The 15,022-nt window shown below is 57.0% G+C and carries 11 protein-coding genes; 4 read left to right on the top strand and 7 right to left on the bottom strand.

The genetic code is table 11. The features are described 5' to 3' along the window. Window positions 1-52: 52 nt before the first annotated feature. The 7 genes from guaD to DSM25558_RS20320 all read right to left on the bottom strand — a co-directional run bounded on the left by guaD (window position 53) and on the right by DSM25558_RS20320 (window position 9,750). Window positions 53-1,360 carry a guanine deaminase gene (guaD, locus tag DSM25558_RS20350; protein ID WP_077106510.1) on the bottom strand — a complete coding sequence of 436 codons (1,308 nt, stop codon included), beginning with the start codon at window positions 1,358-1,360 and terminating at the stop codon, window positions 53-55. Further along, window positions 1,357-2,604 (bottom strand): urate hydroxylase PuuD, encoded by a 1,248-nt coding sequence (puuD, locus tag DSM25558_RS20345; RefSeq protein WP_077106509.1) that lies wholly within the window; start codon window positions 2,602-2,604, stop codon window positions 1,357-1,359. Before puuD ends, guaD begins: the two co-directional genes overlap by 4 nt. Before the next feature lie 101 nt (window positions 2,605-2,705). Then, complete coding sequence (locus tag DSM25558_RS20340; protein WP_077106519.1) at window positions 2,706-3,599, bottom strand: LysR substrate-binding domain-containing protein; 894 nt, start codon at window positions 3,597-3,599, stop codon at window positions 2,706-2,708. Between the two features lie 224 nt (window positions 3,600-3,823). After that, the gene (xdhC, locus tag DSM25558_RS20335; RefSeq protein ID WP_077106508.1) at window positions 3,824-4,675 is read right to left on the bottom strand and encodes a xanthine dehydrogenase accessory protein XdhC; all 852 of its coding nucleotides are present in this window, start codon (window positions 4,673-4,675) and stop codon (window positions 3,824-3,826) included. 192 nt (window positions 4,676-4,867) lie between these two features. Continuing rightward, window positions 4,868-7,207, bottom strand: coding sequence for a xanthine dehydrogenase molybdopterin binding subunit (xdhB, locus tag DSM25558_RS20330; RefSeq protein WP_077106507.1), 2,340 nt, complete (start codon window positions 7,205-7,207; stop codon window positions 4,868-4,870). Window positions 7,208-7,482: 275 nt separating this feature from the next. Then, window positions 7,483-8,949 carry a xanthine dehydrogenase small subunit gene (gene xdhA, locus DSM25558_RS20325; protein WP_077106506.1) on the bottom strand — a complete coding sequence of 489 codons (1,467 nt, stop codon included), beginning with the start codon at window positions 8,947-8,949 and terminating at the stop codon, window positions 7,483-7,485. 24 nt (window positions 8,950-8,973) lie between these two features. After that, window positions 8,974-9,750, bottom strand: a complete 777-nt coding sequence (locus tag DSM25558_RS20320) for a 3-hydroxybutyrate dehydrogenase (protein ID WP_077106505.1) — start codon at window positions 9,748-9,750, stop codon at window positions 8,974-8,976. Window positions 9,751-9,909: 159 nt separating this feature from the next. Here DSM25558_RS20320 and glpK point away from each other — a divergent pair, with 159 nt between their 5' ends. The 4 genes from glpK to DSM25558_RS20300 all read left to right on the top strand — a co-directional run bounded on the left by glpK (window position 9,910) and on the right by DSM25558_RS20300 (window position 14,932). Continuing rightward, window positions 9,910-11,403, top strand: coding sequence for a glycerol kinase GlpK (gene glpK / locus DSM25558_RS20315; protein ID WP_077106504.1), 1,494 nt, complete (start codon window positions 9,910-9,912; stop codon window positions 11,401-11,403). 281 nt (window positions 11,404-11,684) lie between these two features. Beyond that, a complete protein-coding gene (locus DSM25558_RS20310; protein ID WP_077106503.1) occupies window positions 11,685-13,064 on the top strand; it encodes a GumC family protein in 1,380 nt (459 codons plus the stop codon). Then, a complete protein-coding gene (locus DSM25558_RS20305; RefSeq protein WP_077106502.1) occupies window positions 13,061-14,386 on the top strand; it encodes an O-antigen ligase family protein in 1,326 nt (441 codons plus the stop codon). Before DSM25558_RS20310 ends, DSM25558_RS20305 begins: the two co-directional genes overlap by 4 nt. 78 nt (window positions 14,387-14,464) lie before the next feature. After that, window positions 14,465-14,932: an SRPBCC family protein gene (locus tag DSM25558_RS20300; protein WP_077106501.1), complete on the top strand. Its 468-nt coding sequence runs from the start codon at window positions 14,465-14,467 to the stop codon at window positions 14,930-14,932. Window positions 14,933-15,022 lie beyond the last annotated feature (90 nt).

The following is a 15,022-nucleotide window of genomic DNA, read 5'->3' as shown; positions in this document are numbered from 1 at the left end:
AATTAAATTTGTTTCCGTTGTTTAACGTTGTTACTCTTCAGTCTGCTATAGATTAAATAATACTTTTGGCTGCGGTGCCTGCAATATAAGTTTCTACTACAGTACGGTCGTCACCCATGGTCAGCATGAGAAACAGTTCTTCGGTCAGGTTTCTGACGACTTCCATCTTGAGCGCCATGGCTGGTGTGGACGAAGCATTCAACACAGTGATGTCGGCATCCGTACCAACGTCGAGCGTCCCGATCCGGTCTGCCATGGACAGTGCCTGCGCATTGCCCAATGTCATCAGATACCAGCTTTCCAGCGGGTTCAAACGTTCTCCCAGCAGTTGCTGGATCTTGTAGGCCTCATCCATCGTTCTCAGCATGGAATAGCTCGACCCGCCGCCGATATCCGTGGCAACAGCGATGCGCACCGGCTTCTCACGGCGTTGCAGTGCCTTCATCGGAAACAGGCCCGAGCCGATAAACAGGTTCGACGTCGGGCAGTGGACAGCCACCGCGCCGGTTTCTGAAAGTACATCCGCTTCACGGTCCGACAGATGAATGGCGTGGCCCAGCAGCGTCTTCTTGCCCATCAGGCCGTAACGGACATAGATGTCCGTGTAATCGATAGCGTCTGGATAGAGCTCGCAGGTGTATTTGATCTCGTCCAGGTTCTCGGACAGATGCGTCTGAATGAACAGGTCCGGAAACTCCTGCGCAAGAGCCTGCGCGGCTTCCATCTGTTTCGGTGTCGAGGTAATGGCGAAACGCGGCGTGATGGCGACATGGTTGCGGCCTTTGCCATGCCAGTCGGCAATGACCTGGCGTGTCTCGTCGTAGCCGAGTTCCGGCGTATCCAGCAGGCCTTGCGGGGCGTTGCGGTCCATCATCACCTTGCCGCCGACCATCAGCATGTTGCGCTTCATGGCCTCTGTAAAGAAAGCATCGGCGGACGTCTTGTGGACTGAGCAATAGGCAGCCGCCGTCGTGGTGCCGTGTCGGATCAGTTCATCATAGAAATGCGTGGCGATGCGTTGCGCATGCGCGCTTTCGACGAAGCGGCATTCCTCCGGAAACGTATAGGTATTGAGCCACTCCAGAAGATTGGCGGCATAGGAGCCAATGACCTGCATCTGTGGGAAATGCATGTGCAGATCGATCAGACCGGGGACGATGAGGTGCGGACGGTGATCTTTTTCCTCGATGTCATCATGCGTGGTTTTGCGGATGTCGGCGTAGTCACCGATCGCACTGATTCTGCCGTCCTCGATCAGCAGACCGCCATCTTCGATATAGAGATAACTGTCGGTGTCATCGATGGAGTGCGGTGCGCGTTTGAAGCTCAAAAGACGTCCGCGCAGTAGAAGCATGCTCATTCCGTTTTCCCTTGGGACAGGGCGCTCTCGTACCAAGCGGTCAGCACCTTGCGTTCTTGCGGCGTTATCGCCGTGATGTTGCCGGGGGGCATGGCATGGCTGCGGCCTGCCTGTAAATAAATTTCCCGTGCATGGGCTGCAATTTGTGCATCGGTTTCCAGTTTGACCGATTTCGGTGTGAACGGCACGCCCTCCCAGACGGGTTCTGCCGCATGGCACATGGAACAGCGGCTCTGCACCACATCCCGCGCTGAGGCGAAATGCACATCGGCTGCGAAAAGCTGCTGAGTTGTGGACAGCGTTGCAGCTTTCTCTGCCTGCTCACCCGTCAGTATCTTTGGCACGGTGGAGAGCCACATGATGACGATGAAGATCAGCACTGTGACCAGCCACGTCCATGTCGGCCTGCCCTTGCGGGCGTGGGTGGTGTTGAACCAGTGGCGGATGGTGACGCCCATCAGGAACACGAGGGCCGCGATGACCCAGTTGAACTGCGTGGCGAAGGCCAGCGGGTAGTGGTTCGACAGCATGAAGAAGATGACAGGCAGCGTCAGATAGTTGTTGTGCAGTGACCGCTGCTTGGCGATGCGGCCATATTTCGGGTCCGGCGTGCGGCCAGCGATGAGGTCGGCGACGACGATCTTCTGGTTGGGAATGATGATCATGAAGACATTGGCCGACATGATGGTGGCGGTGAAGGCACCCAGATGCAGGAACGCCGCGCGGCCGGTAAACACCTGCGTATAACCCCAGGCCATCGCCACCAGCGCAATGTAGAGCACGGCCATCAGGCCCCAGGTGTTGTTGCCGATGGGCGATTTGCACAGCAGATCATAAAATACCCAGCCGACCGCCAATGAGGCCAGCGACAGACAGATGGCCTGAAATTGCGTGAGCTCCAGTACGGAATGGTCGATGAGAAACAGATCCGCGCCGCCGTAATAGACGATGCAGAGCATGGCGAAACCGGAGAGCCATGTGGCATAGCTTTCCCATTTGAACCATGTCAGGTGTTCGGGCATCGAGGCTGGCGCGACCAGATATTTCTGGATGTGATAAAAGCCGCCGCCATGCACCTGCCATTCTTCGCCATAAGCGCCGGGCGGCAAATGCGCACGTTTTACCAGTCCCAGATCAAGCGCGATGAAGTAGAAGGACGAGCCAATCCAGGCAATGGCGGTGATGACGTGCAGCCAGCGGACGGCAAAGGCCATCCATTCCCACGCAATGGCATATTCGTACATTATGTTCCCCTGACGTTGCACCGCACTGTGCGAGAATTTCGAGCGTCAGAAAAGAGGGAACCTGCGAAACCGACAGATTTGTTGAGGGTAAACAGTAGCCCTCATGTCTCTGTCGGAAACTCCTCCTCCATCCATTCACTGAAAGCTTTGATCTTGGCGACCTTGCGGCGGCCCTCCTGATAGACGATCCAGTAGTCATGCCCATCATTGCAGACCAGGTCGAAGGGTTGCAGCAGGCGGCCAGATGTTATCTCCTCGGCAAAGTGCACCGGATTGATGATGGCGACACCGTGACCCGCGAGGGCCGCCTGCGCTTCGAGATTCTGGATGCCGAAGTCACTACCGGTTCGACTGTCGAGATCGGTTTCCGTCACTCCCGCCTTGGCAAACCAGTGTTTCCACCAACGGTCATTGGGGCTGATGATGGGCAGTTTCAGAATATCGGTCGGGTGCTTCAGCCCGCCGATGGTTTCTGCCAGCTTTGGGCTGACGACAGGTGCGAAATCCAGCCGCATGATGCGACGACCGATCAGGCCCGGCCAATCGCCTCTGCCCCAGCGAATGCCGATATCGACATTGGTACGGGAAAAATCCACGATCTCGTTGGAGAGCGCCAGTTGCACCGAAATTTTGGGGTGACGCGCCTGAAACACGCCCAAGCGTTTGGCCAGCCACTGGTGCGCGAATGTCGTGGTGCAGGAGATGATCAGAACATCTGCTGTTCTATTGCGGGCTTCTTCTACGGCTGTCGCCAGAATTCCAAAGGCTTGCGTAGCGCGGCCTGCCAGCAATTCCCCCGTCTGGGTTAGCGCCACCTGTCTCGGCTTGCGCAGGAACAGCGGCGCGCCGACGAAGTCCTCCAGCAGTTTGATCTGATAGCTCACCGCCGTCTGCGTCATGCCCAGCTCTTCGCCAGCCTTGGTGAAGCTGAGGTGACGGGCAGCACTTTCCAGCACGCGCATGGCATTCAAAGGGACGTTGCGGGATAGCTTCATGGATAAGGTCTCTTTATCCATATCGTCAGAAGTTTCATTGGTTTTTCCATGAAAACAGGCGCATCTCTTCTCCATAGCATCAAAAGAACTTTGGAGAAATGATATGCGTACAGCCGCTTTCAGCGTCTTGCCACGGTTATTTGCGCGTGCCTGGATTTTGGACTGGTTTTCCGAAAAATCGATTGGAATGAGCCCGTCTCAGGAAGACGAAATGCAAGACCACATCAAGCGTGATCTTGGCCTGCTGGATGGTCGTGATCGGATCGGGCCGGGGCGGGCGCGGCAAAGCGATGAATTGCGTGAAGCAATTCGGCTGCTACCAAGGTCGCTATGACGGCGGGGCGTTTGTCTTTCACTGTGTTTCCGCCGATGGGCAGCACCAGTCGCTCCAGCGCATTGTCTGGAAGGCCTTCGCGATCCAGCCAATGCGCGAAGGTGGCGCGTTTGGTCTTGGAGCCGATCATGCCGACATAGGCCAGATCGTCGCGGGCAAGCGCTTCCTTGGCGATCAGGAAATCCAGCGCGTGATCATGGGTGACGATGATGACCACTCCGCCTGTGGGGATGGTTTGCACCATCGCTTCGGGCATGGCGGTGAGGTGGGATGAGACGGTTTCAGGCAATCCGGCCAGTTCTTCTCGACGCGTTTCTATAACGGTTATGGAGAACGGGAGCAGGGACAGTGCCTGCGCCAGAGCCTTGCCCACATGACCCGCGCCGAAGATGAAGACTGCCGGCTGGGATTGATGTTCCCGCGCCAGCCGCTGCTCCAGCCCTTCGGCGATTGCGCGCGTGACTTCGCTGAATTTCAGCAGCGTGCGCCCGCCGCAGCATTGACCGATCTCCGGGCCGAGCGGGATGTCCATGGTGTCGATGATCGTCTTGCCCGCCAGCATGGCGCGGGCGTGATCGATGGCCATATATTCGAACTGCCCGCCGCCGATGGTTTGCCATATCTCCGTTTTCGAAACCAGCATGAAGGTGCCAGCCTCGCGTGGGGCGGAGCCTTTGACGGAGCTGATTTCGATGAGGATGGTGGTGGCTTCGAGGAATTTGGTGAGAGAGGCGTCAGGCATTGGCGCGTGCCCCCTCATCCGACCCTTCGGGCCACCTTCTCCCCGGCGGGGAGAAGAGATATGCCGACGCCTTCCACTTCTCTTTTACGTCAGAGAAAGAAGCGATGCAGTTGCTCCAGGTTTCTTCTCCCCGCCGGGGAGAAGGTGGCCCGAAGGGTCGGATGAGGGGGGCTTTAGCCACAGCGCTCACCTTCACACCTTCCTCAACCGCTCCACCGCCATCAACACCCGCTCCGGCGTCGCAGGCGCATCCAATCGCGGGCAGACCTTGTAATCCGCGACACTCGCCACCGCCATCGACAGAGCCTCCAGCACCGAGTTCGCCAACATGAAGGGCGGCTCGCCGACGGCCTTGGAACGGCCAATAGTTGGCTCGGCATTTTCGGCCCATTCCGCCAGTTTTACGTTGAAGATTTTCGGACGGTCGGAGGCCAGTGGTATCTTGTAGGTGGAGGGCGCATGGGTGCGCAGTCGCCCCTTGGCATCCCACCACAATTCCTCTGTCGTCAGCCAGCCCATGCCCTGCACGAATGCACCTTCGACCTGGCCGATATCGATGGCCGGGTTCAGCGATTTGCCGACATCGTGGAGAATATCGGTGCGCTCCATCATATATTCGCCGGTCAGCGTATCGATGGAGACTTCTGAAGCCGATGCGCCATAAGCGAAATAATAGAACGGCGTGCCCTTGCCGGCTGCGCGGTCCCAGTGGATTTTCGGCGTCTTGTAAAAGCCTGCGGCGGAAAGCTGGACGCGGGCGAAATAGGCCTGTTTGATGAAGTCGTTGAAGGCGATTTCTTCCGTTCCCACACGAATGCGATTCGGCAGGAATGTGATCTGATCTTCGCCCACATTCCATTTTTCCATGGCGAATTTGATCAGCCGTTCCTTGATCTGCCGTGCCGCATCATAGGCCGCCATGCCGTTGAGATCGGTGCCGGAAGAGGCTGCGGTGGCTGACGTGTTCGGCACCTTGCCGGTGGTCGTGGCGGTGATCTTGACGCGGTCGATATCCACCTGAAACGCATCGGCGACGACCTGGGCGACCTTGGTATAAAGGCCCTGGCCCATTTCCGTGCCGCCATGGTTCAGGTGGATGGAGCCATCATTATAGATATGCACCAGCGCCCCGGCCTGATTGAAGGCGGTCATGGTGAAGGAGATGCCGAATTTCACTGGCGTCAACGCAATGCCCTTGCGGATAACAGGGCTGGTCTTGTTGAAGTCGATGATCGCTTGTCGCCGCGCCTGATAATCGCTGGAGGTTTCCAGTTCCTCGACAATGCGGGCGATAATGTTGTCTTCGACTTCCTGATGGTAGGGCGTCAAAGTTCTGTTCGACCCCTGCTGGCCATAGAAATTCAGCTTGCGGATTTCCAGCGGGTCTTTGCCCACCGCATAGGCGATTTCCTCGATGAAGCGTTCTGCCCCCAGCATGCCTTGCGGGCCGCCGAAACCACGGAAGGCCGTGTTGGAAACCGTGTGGGTTTTCAAGGGCTTCGATTGCAGTTTTACATGCGGATAGAAATAGCTTGAATCCGCGTGGAAGAGTGCGCGATCCGTGACCGGGCCGGAGAGGTCGGAAGAAAAACCGCAACGGGCGGCATAGGTGGCGTCCACCGCGTGAATGCGGCCTTCGTCATCGAAACCCAGCTCGTAATCGACGCGGAAGTCGTGGCGCTTGCCTGTCGCGGTCATGTCTTCATCGCGATCAGGGCGCATTTTGACGGCACGGTTCAGCTTCTTCGCGGCGATGGCGCAGAGGGCTGCAAACTGATTGCCCTGCGTTTCCTTGCCACCGAAACCGCCGCCCATGCGCCGGACCTGCACGGTCACGGCGTTGGATGGTATCTGAAGAATGTGGCTGACGATGTGCTGGATTTCGCTGGGGTGTTGGGTGGAACTCCACACGGTCACTTCATCGTCTTCACCCGGCACCGCCATAGCAATGTGGCCTTCGAGATAGAAATGTTCCTGCCCGCCAATGCGCATCGTGCCGGTCAGGCGGCGCGGGGCGACGTCCATCTCCAGCTCGGCATCGCCACGTTGGAGCGTCATGCCCGGCGTAACCAGCGGCTCGCCATTCTCCATGGCGCTGTCGATATCGCTCCAGTGCGGTAGGTCGTTGTAGGTGATCTTAGCCTTGCGCGCTGCCTTGCGGGCAATGTCGCGGGTCTCGGCAAACACGGCAAAGATCGGCTGGCCGTGAAACTGCACCAGCTTTTCCGCCAGCAACGGCTCATCGTGACGCCCGCCGGAGGACACGTCGTTTTCGCCGGGCACATCTTTGCCCGTCATCACCCAGAGAACTCCGGGCGAGGCTTCCACCTCTGACAGGTCCATCGCAACGATTTTGGCGTGCGCTCGGTCTGCCATACCCATGGCACCGTGGATCATACCTGCGGGTTCGGGAATATCATCGATATATTCGGCACTTCCGGTGACATGCTTGTGCGCTGAATCATGCCGCAACGATGCGTGCATCTTGCCATCGACAGCGGTTTTGGTGCGCTCGAAGGTGTTGGTGTCCATGGGTCAGGCCTCCCGCTTTCGGTTGTGTAGGAGCCGGGGCATAGAAATAAGGGTAGGCAAGTCGCATTTGGAGTGCGACCGCGCCGCTTTCCGCCTTCTCCCCGAGGGGGAGAAGGTCGCGGCAGCGGGATGAGGGGGCAAGGGTAGATGTATCAGGAGAGCTGGCCCCCTCATCCGACCCTTCGGGCCACCTTCTCCCCGGCGGGGAGAAGAAAGACACCGCGATCTCTTGGCATAGTCAAGCGCTTCAGCAAGGAGGGAAGTGTTGCCAATCATCACGCCATCTCCTCGAAGCGCTGCAACTCCTGGCGCTCGCCGGATGTTTCCAGAAAGAACCGCGTCAGCAAATTCTTCGCCGTCAGCATCCGGTATTCGGCGGTAGCGCGCCAGTCTGTCAGCGGCTGGAAATCCTCATCGATTGTATCGCGTACTGCCTCGATGGTCTCAGAATTCCAAGGTTGACCCATCAGCGCCTTTTCCAGTGTTCCGGCCCGCTTCGGCGTTGCCGCCATTCCGCCGAAGGCGATGCGAATGGCTTCAACGGCTCCAGCCTCATCCAGCTTCAGATGATAGGCAGCGCAGAGCGCCGAGATATCCTCATCGCGACGTTTGGAAATCTTGTAGATCGCATATTGCGTATCGGCAGCGGGGATAGGCACGAAAATCTTCTCCACGAATTCGCCCGCGAAACGGTCCTGCTTGCCGTAGTCGATGAAGTATTTTTCGAGCGGCATGGTCCGGCTACCGGACGCGGAGCGCACAGTGAGCGTGGCACCCAGCGCGATCAGCGCCGGTGGCGTATCGCCGATGGGCGAACCGTTGGCGATGTTGCCGCCGATGGTGCCCATATTGCGCACCTGCTGGCCGCCGATACGGTCGATCAGGCGGGCGAAGGGTGGAATGTGCTTCGCCAGAACGGTGAAGGCATGGGCGTAAGTCACGCCAGCGCCTATCGAAATTCCGTCGTTTTCAACCGAAATGGATTGCAGGTCGCTCAAGTGATTGATGAAGATGACGGGATTCAGCGCCCGCATCTGCTTCGTTACCCACAGGCCGACATCGGTGGAGCCGGCGACGATCGTTGCTTTCGGTTCAGCGGCATAGACTTGCGCGAATTCCGAGAGATTGGAAGGGATGATTGAGCGACAGTCATCCTTGGCTACGACGATCGTCTCATTCATCTGGATGGCCCAGAGGCGAGACATGATGCTGGCGCGGTCCCGCTCTATCGGGTCGAACAGTGTGCTTGGCTTGGCAGCCGTCACGCTTTCGGCGGCGCGAATGATCGGCTCGTAGCCTGTGCAGCGACAGAGATTGCCCTGCAAGGCCTTTTCGATGTCCGCGCGCGATGGCTTGTTACTCGTCAGCCAAAGGCCATAGAGCGACATGACGAAGCCGGGCGTGCAGAAGCCGCACTGCGAGCCGTGATAATCCACCATTGCCTGCTGCACTGGATGCAGAACGCCATCCTTGCCCGCCAGATGCTCGATGGTGACGATATGGGTGCCGTGCAGTGAGCCCGTGAAGCGAATGCAGGCATTGACGGTTTCATAGCGTAGCGAGCCATCCATCAGCCGTCCGACCAGCACGGTGCAGGCACCGCAATCGCCTTCGGCACAGCCTTCCTTAGTGCCGGTCAATCGTTTTTGCAGCCTCAGATAATCGAGCAATGTCTCCGTCGGACCGAAATCCTTCAGAGAAACCGTCTCGTTGTTGAGGATGAAGCTGATTGCGTCTTTCATGCCGTGCCTTCGTATGCGTTTTGATTATTGGGCGGTCCAGCCGCCATCGATGGAAATATGCGTGCCGGTGATTTGCTTGGCCGCATCACTGGCCAGGAAGATCGCGGTTGCTGCGATATCCTCGACCTTCACGAATTCTTTCGTCGCTTGCAGCCGCAGGAGAACATCGTTCTTCACCTCGTCCTCGCTGATGCCGCGTGCCTTGGCCGTGTCGGGTATCTGCTTTTCCACCAGAGATGTCAGCACATAGCCGGGGCAGATGGCGTTGACGGTAATTCCGGTTTCGGCAAGCTCAAGTGCGGCGGATTTCGTCAGGCCGATAATACCATGTTTTGCCGCGACATAAGCAGATTTATAGGGCGAGGCGACGAGGCCGTGGGCCGAGGCGATGTTGATGATACGGCCTTTTCCTGCCTCTTTCATCAGTGGAATGACAGCCCGCATGGTGTGAAAAGAACTGGTCAGATTGATGGCGATGATCTGGTCCCATTTTTCTGGCGGAAACTCATCCACCGGTGCTACATGCTGCACACCGGCATTGTTGACCAAAATATCCACCGAACCCAGCTTTTCATGGGTGGTCTTTATCAGATCGGCGATCTCGTCGGGCTTGGCCATGTCGGCCGGGTGATAGAGAACACGCGTGCCGCTTTCCGCTTCCATCAGGAGGCGAGTGTCTTCGATCTCACGCTCGTCGCCGAAGCCATTGAGCATCACGTTGCAGCCATCATTGGCGAAGGCTTGCGCTATAGCCAGGCCAATACCACTGGTGGAGCCTGTTACGATCACTGTCCGATGCATGCGTTCCCCTTTTTACCCAACGTTGCAACGCTTTACATCAGGTTATGCTTAAACCGGGGGAACTGGCAATCTTATTTGACATGAGGGCGAACACGCGATCACTTGACATTACGGGCTGCACATATTGTTTTGCGCGACATTGAATTCCGGGAGGCATGAATGGGCGGCTATATTCTCGCCATCGACCAAGGCACGACATCGACGCGTGCCATTGTTTTCGATGGCTCCATGCAGGTGGCAGGCACGGGACAAAAGGAGTTCCGCCAGATTTTTCCAGACTCAGGCTGGGTGGAGCATGACCCGGAGGAAATTTGGGAAAGTGTCGTCTGGTCCATCAAGCAAGCACTCGAAAAAGCCAAGCTGAAAGCCTCGGATATCTCCGCCATCGGCATTACCAACCAGCGCGAAACCACGCTGCTGTGGGAGCGCGACACCGGCAAGCCACTGCACAATGCTATCGTCTGGCAGGACCGACGCACCGCCAAGCTTTGTGAAAAGCTGAAAAAAGACGGCCATGAAAAGGTCTTCGTCAAGAAAACCGGCCTACTGCTCGACCCCTATTTTTCCGGCACCAAGCTGTCTTGGCTTCTCTCCAAGATCAAGGGCGCGCGCAAGCGGGCCGAAAAGGGCGAGCTTTGCTTCGGTACGGTCGATACGTTTTTGATCTGGCGGCTGACGGGTGGCAAGTCCTTCGTGACGGATGCCACCAATGCCTCGCGCACGCTGATGTTCAACATCGAAAAGAACGTGTGGGACAAACAGCTCTTGGAAATCCTCGACGTGCCGCCATCGGTTCTGCCAGAGGTGCTGGATTGCGCGGCTGAATTCGGCGTGGCCGATGAAGAACTGTTCGGTGCGCCTATCCCCATTCTCGGCGTGGCAGGAGACCAGCATGCAGCCGTTATAGGGCAGGCGTGTTTCGAACCCGGCATGCTGAAATCCACCTATGGTACAGGCTGCTTTGCGCTTCTTAATACCGGCAAAGACATGGTTCGCTCCAAGAACCGGCTGCTAACGACCATCGCCTATCGTCTGGATGGTAAGACAACCTATGCGCTGGAAGGCTCGATCTTCGTGGCCGGTGCCGCCGTGCAATGGCTGCGCGATGGGTTGAAGGTCATCGGCTCCGCTTCGGAAACCGGGGCTTTGGCCGAAAAGGCCGACCCCTCTCAGGATGTCTATCTGGTGCCAGCCTTCGTCGGCCTTGGCGCGCCTTGGTGGGATGCGGATGCACGCGGCGCGATGTTTGGGCTGACGCGCGGCACGGGCCCGGCGGAGTTTGCGCGCGCGGCACTCGAAGCCGTCTGCTACCAGACCGGCGATCTGCTGGACGCCATGCACAAGGACTGGAAAAACGCCAATGGCGACACGGTTCTGCGGGTCGATGGCGGCATGGTGGCGTCCGACTGGACGATGCAGCGTCTCTCCGACCTCATCGACGCGCCGGTGGACCGCCCGGTCATTCTGGAAACCACCGCACTCGGTGCGGCATGGCTTGCGGGCAGCAAGGCGGGTGTGTGGCCGGATATGAAGGCATTTTCCGACGCATGGTCGCGTGACCAGCGTTTCGAGCCGCAAATGGATGACGAGACGCGCGAACGCAAGATCAAAGGCTGGCGAAACGCGGTGGAAAGGACATTGAGTAAAGTCTGACGCCAGCCTGGGCCATGGTGATCTCGCAGGTTCTGCGAGATCACGACATCACAATTGTCTATGCCTTGTCAGGCAACACCATTTCTTAATGGGTTGCGCCTTAAATTCGGCAATTGAATTAAAATTGCAGGAATGTCGTTTTGCGTTCGGGCGACGCTGCAAACAATGGGCTGGTAAACCGGGGATGTTGGGTAGATTTTCTGCGCTGGTGACGGATCATTTACGCGCAATGCAGATCAGCAGGCCGTTATTGCCGCCCTCTCTTTTTCTCGCGGTGCAAAATGTCAAACGCAGCCGATAACATCTTCGGACATCGTCGAGCATTTTACAGCGGCTTGATCGGGCTCGCGGATATCGTCTTCGTCTTATGGCAGAGACGACTGTGGGTTTTGGTCGTTACCGTGCTGTGTGCGGCATTGCCCTATGCGGGTTCATTTTTGATCCCCAACTATTACTTCGTCTACACGCAAATTCTTCTGGATCCGGACGGAAATCGTGTTTTTACGTCCGATTTACGCAAGGTGGAGGAGCAACCGGCTGTCGATGGGTACGTGCTGAGCCAACAGGCGGTTATTGTTTCGGATCTCGTGCTGCGACGGGTGGTGGAGAGCGAGAGGCTGTATGATGATCCTGACTTCGGTGCCGCCGCACCTCACTATCCGGATCAATCGCGCAGGACTACGCTCGCCATCGAGAAACTGCGGGATGCGGTAAAACTAAAGCGCGTTGGTGACAGCTATATCATTGAGGTCAAAGTCACCGACACACAGCCTGAACGCGCCACCCGGATAACAAGCCAGATTGCCGACAGCTACTTTCAAGTGCAGCAGAAAAGCTCCGCAGACATGTTTCGCCGCACTGGCAACAGTTTGGCGACACAGCTGGATAATCTGAGGGTAGCAGTTGAAAATGCCGATCGTGCAGTCAACGCTTATCGATCTGAGCACAACATTACAATTCTTAATGGCCAGTCAGATACGGCAGGTCAAATCACTGCGCTCAATAGCCAAATCTCACAATTGGCAGATCAGATATCCGAGCAGCAGACGATTGCAGCCGAGTTAAACAAGGCAAGGACTGATCTCGACTACCAACCTGCTGTGCCGGATGCGAACCTCACGAGAGCGATTGTTCAACTGCGCGCCCGTTACAACGAAAGCAGAGAGGAGCAAAATGTGCTCGCAACCTCTGTGGGTACGCGACATCCCACTTTTTTGAAGGCGGCAGAGCGCAGCCGCGCCATTGCGGAAATCCTGAATGGAGAGTTACGCAACAACGCGCAAGCCGCCTCGCAGAATGTGCTGAAGCTCAAGAATCAAAACACCATTATTTCCGCTCAACTCAATCGACTGAAAAGCGATCTGAACGAGAACAACACAACGATGGTGACGATGCGGGAGCTTGAGCGAAAGCTTGCCTCCGAGCGCGCCGTCTATGAGGAGTTTCTGTTGAGAACGCGCCAGCTTTCCGAACAGGCCGGTTTGACGCAGGAGCAACCACAGGTCATCGGCCCCGCCTCCCATCCGCTGCGCAGAGCAGGTCCACCGCGCAACATGATGGCTTTTATTGGTGGGCTGACCGGTTTGATACTGGTTATGGCCGGGGTGATTTTAAGAGCCGATCTCCTTTCCGCAGCAGCGAGAAAGGGGATGGCAGCATGAGCAGCGTTGCGCACCCACCATCCAGCACCCGTCAGCAACCGACCGCCTTGAAGACCGGGTTCAATGGTGCCGTACCATGGGCAGCCTTTGTTCTCATCGTGTCACTGCCCTTCATGCAGCTGTTCACGGTCAATTTCATCTTTCCTCTCAAGATCTTTGAAATCGCGATCATTTTGTGGGGCTTAACGGCCGTCGCGACGCTGCGCATTCATGTCTTCGATGTCCCCGTCCTGATCTTCGGGATACTCCTGACATTCTATTGCGTGATCGCGCTTCTCATCGATCTGAGAGTTTTGGACAATGTGGGTGATTTTCCCCATCTTGCGCGTTGGTCACCTGAGGTCGACGGCCTGACGAAATGTGCTTATCTGCTGATATGCGTACTCGGGCTCAATCTCGTGGCCTATGCTGCTTACTTCCAGCCCCGGCGTGCGATTGATCTGTGGGTCACCGGCGCGATCATCGCGGCCTGCGTCCATTTTGTGCTGTTCCTGATGTCTTTGGCCGGGATGGCGTTGCCAAACCTTCCAGGCATGCCGGACAATCCTCAAATGATCGACTTGGCAGGCATGCGCCTCTACCGAGCTGCGACGTTTCTGGAGGGCAATTATGGCGGGCCGTTTTTCGTCCTGTCGTTTTTGTTGGCCTGCCACAGACGGCACAAATGGCGTGCCTATCTGCTGTTATCAGCAGCACTTTTGACGTTTTCGACCACGGCACTGTTGGGCCTGACCGCGATTGGGCTGTACTGGATGCTCAAGGGCAAAGACGCGATGGCGAAGATCAAAGTTCTGTTCATCATCATACCCTTGATGATCGTCGGCGCGCCTTTGATAGAAATCTTCGTTCTCGACAAGATAACCGATGACAGTGACAACTCGTCCTTGAGCGACCGAACCAACACGGCCCTTGAAGCCTTGGGCATGTTTCAGGACAATGTTTTCATCGGCGTTGGAATTTCTCAATATGGCTTCAATGTACCGGGGCGCTTGCGCTGGGATTTTGCGCGCAACGACTATGCGGTCGATAAAGAGAAAGCGATCCCGAACAATGTTTATGCCGAGACGCTGTCTGAGCTCGGTCTCGTAGGTGTGCTGTTTTTGGCAGCCTTCCTCTTCACGATTTTCCGCATTGTCAGACGTTGCCCCCATCCTCTCCTTCGGGCGGGAGCCTACGCCGTCTTTCTGTTCTGGGTATCGTCTCCGACAATCACCTTGATGTATTATTGGGCGTATCTGGGTCTCGTCTGCGGCATCGCGCGATACGATTCTCGATCGCAGACACGTCTGCCTCAGCCCGGCAGACCTGTGCATAGTGCCTGAAGGGCCCTCCTGTCAGGCTATTATCGAATATGCTGAAATAATGTATGTTGGTTCCTGTTCAGGGGAGAGGGGCCGCAGATGCCAGATATTGCCGAGCATGAATTGTCGATAAGCCGCATCATCGACGCGGCACCGGAAAAGGTCTTCAAGGTCTGGGCTGACCCGGAACTGCTGATCCAGTGGTGGGCACCGCTGCCCTATCAGACCTCGCAGGCCGTCATAGACCTGCGACCCGGCGGCGCTTTCAACACCACCATGCATGCGCCGACAGGCGAGGTTTACGAAAATCTCGGTGTGTTTCTGGATGTCGTGCCCAACCGTCGGCTGGTCTTTACTGATGCTTTCCGCGAGGGCTGGATTCCGGGCGGTCGTCCGTTCCTGACTGGCTATGTCACCTTCGAGGATGCCGGAAGCGGAGCCACGAAATACGTGGCGCGGGCCTTGCACTGGACGGCGGAGGACAAGCGGACCCATGAGGAGATGGGTTTTGAAGAGGGCTGGAATGCGGCCGCCGACCAGATGGACGCGCTGTTGCAGCGTCTTTGAAGTAGGCGACCGCCCATCGATTTTATCGAAGGTTCATTTCCAGATTTTGGGTTTGCCTCAGCTCTGCTGTATCCCTATCTCTCAGCAAAC

Origin of the sequence: Agrobacterium sp. DSM 25558, assembly GCF_900100825.1 — a bacterium.
In the GTDB taxonomy this organism is placed as follows: Bacteria; Pseudomonadota; Alphaproteobacteria; order Rhizobiales; family Rhizobiaceae; genus Agrobacterium.
The sequence above is the reverse complement of the archived record's forward strand: the minus strand, read 5'-3'. Positions and strand labels throughout refer to the sequence as shown.

Coding starts and splice junctions, on each gene's coding strand:
- guaD (WP_077106510.1), bottom strand. CDS start 1,360: ATGAGCATGCTTCTACTGCGCGGACGTCTTTTGAGCTTCAAACGCGCA.
- DSM25558_RS20320 (WP_077106505.1), bottom strand. CDS start 9,750: ATGCATCGGACAGTGATCGTAACAGGCTCCACCAGTGGTATTGGCCTG.
- DSM25558_RS20310 (WP_077106503.1), top strand. CDS start 11,685: ATGTCAAACGCAGCCGATAACATCTTCGGACATCGTCGAGCATTTTAC.
- xdhC (WP_077106508.1), bottom strand. CDS start 4,675: ATGCCTGACGCCTCTCTCACCAAATTCCTCGAAGCCACCACCATCCTC.
- xdhB (WP_077106507.1), bottom strand. CDS start 7,207: ATGGACACCAACACCTTCGAGCGCACCAAAACCGCTGTCGATGGCAAG.
- puuD (WP_077106509.1), bottom strand. CDS start 2,604: ATGTACGAATATGCCATTGCGTGGGAATGGATGGCCTTTGCCGTCCGC.
- DSM25558_RS20305 (WP_077106502.1), top strand. CDS start 13,061: ATGAGCAGCGTTGCGCACCCACCATCCAGCACCCGTCAGCAACCGACC.
- glpK (WP_077106504.1), top strand. CDS start 9,910: ATGGGCGGCTATATTCTCGCCATCGACCAAGGCACGACATCGACGCGT.
- xdhA (WP_077106506.1), bottom strand. CDS start 8,949: ATGAAAGACGCAATCAGCTTCATCCTCAACAACGAGACGGTTTCTCTG.
- DSM25558_RS20300 (WP_077106501.1), top strand. CDS start 14,465: ATGCCAGATATTGCCGAGCATGAATTGTCGATAAGCCGCATCATCGAC.
- DSM25558_RS20340 (WP_077106519.1), bottom strand. CDS start 3,599: ATGAAGCTATCCCGCAACGTCCCTTTGAATGCCATGCGCGTGCTGGAA.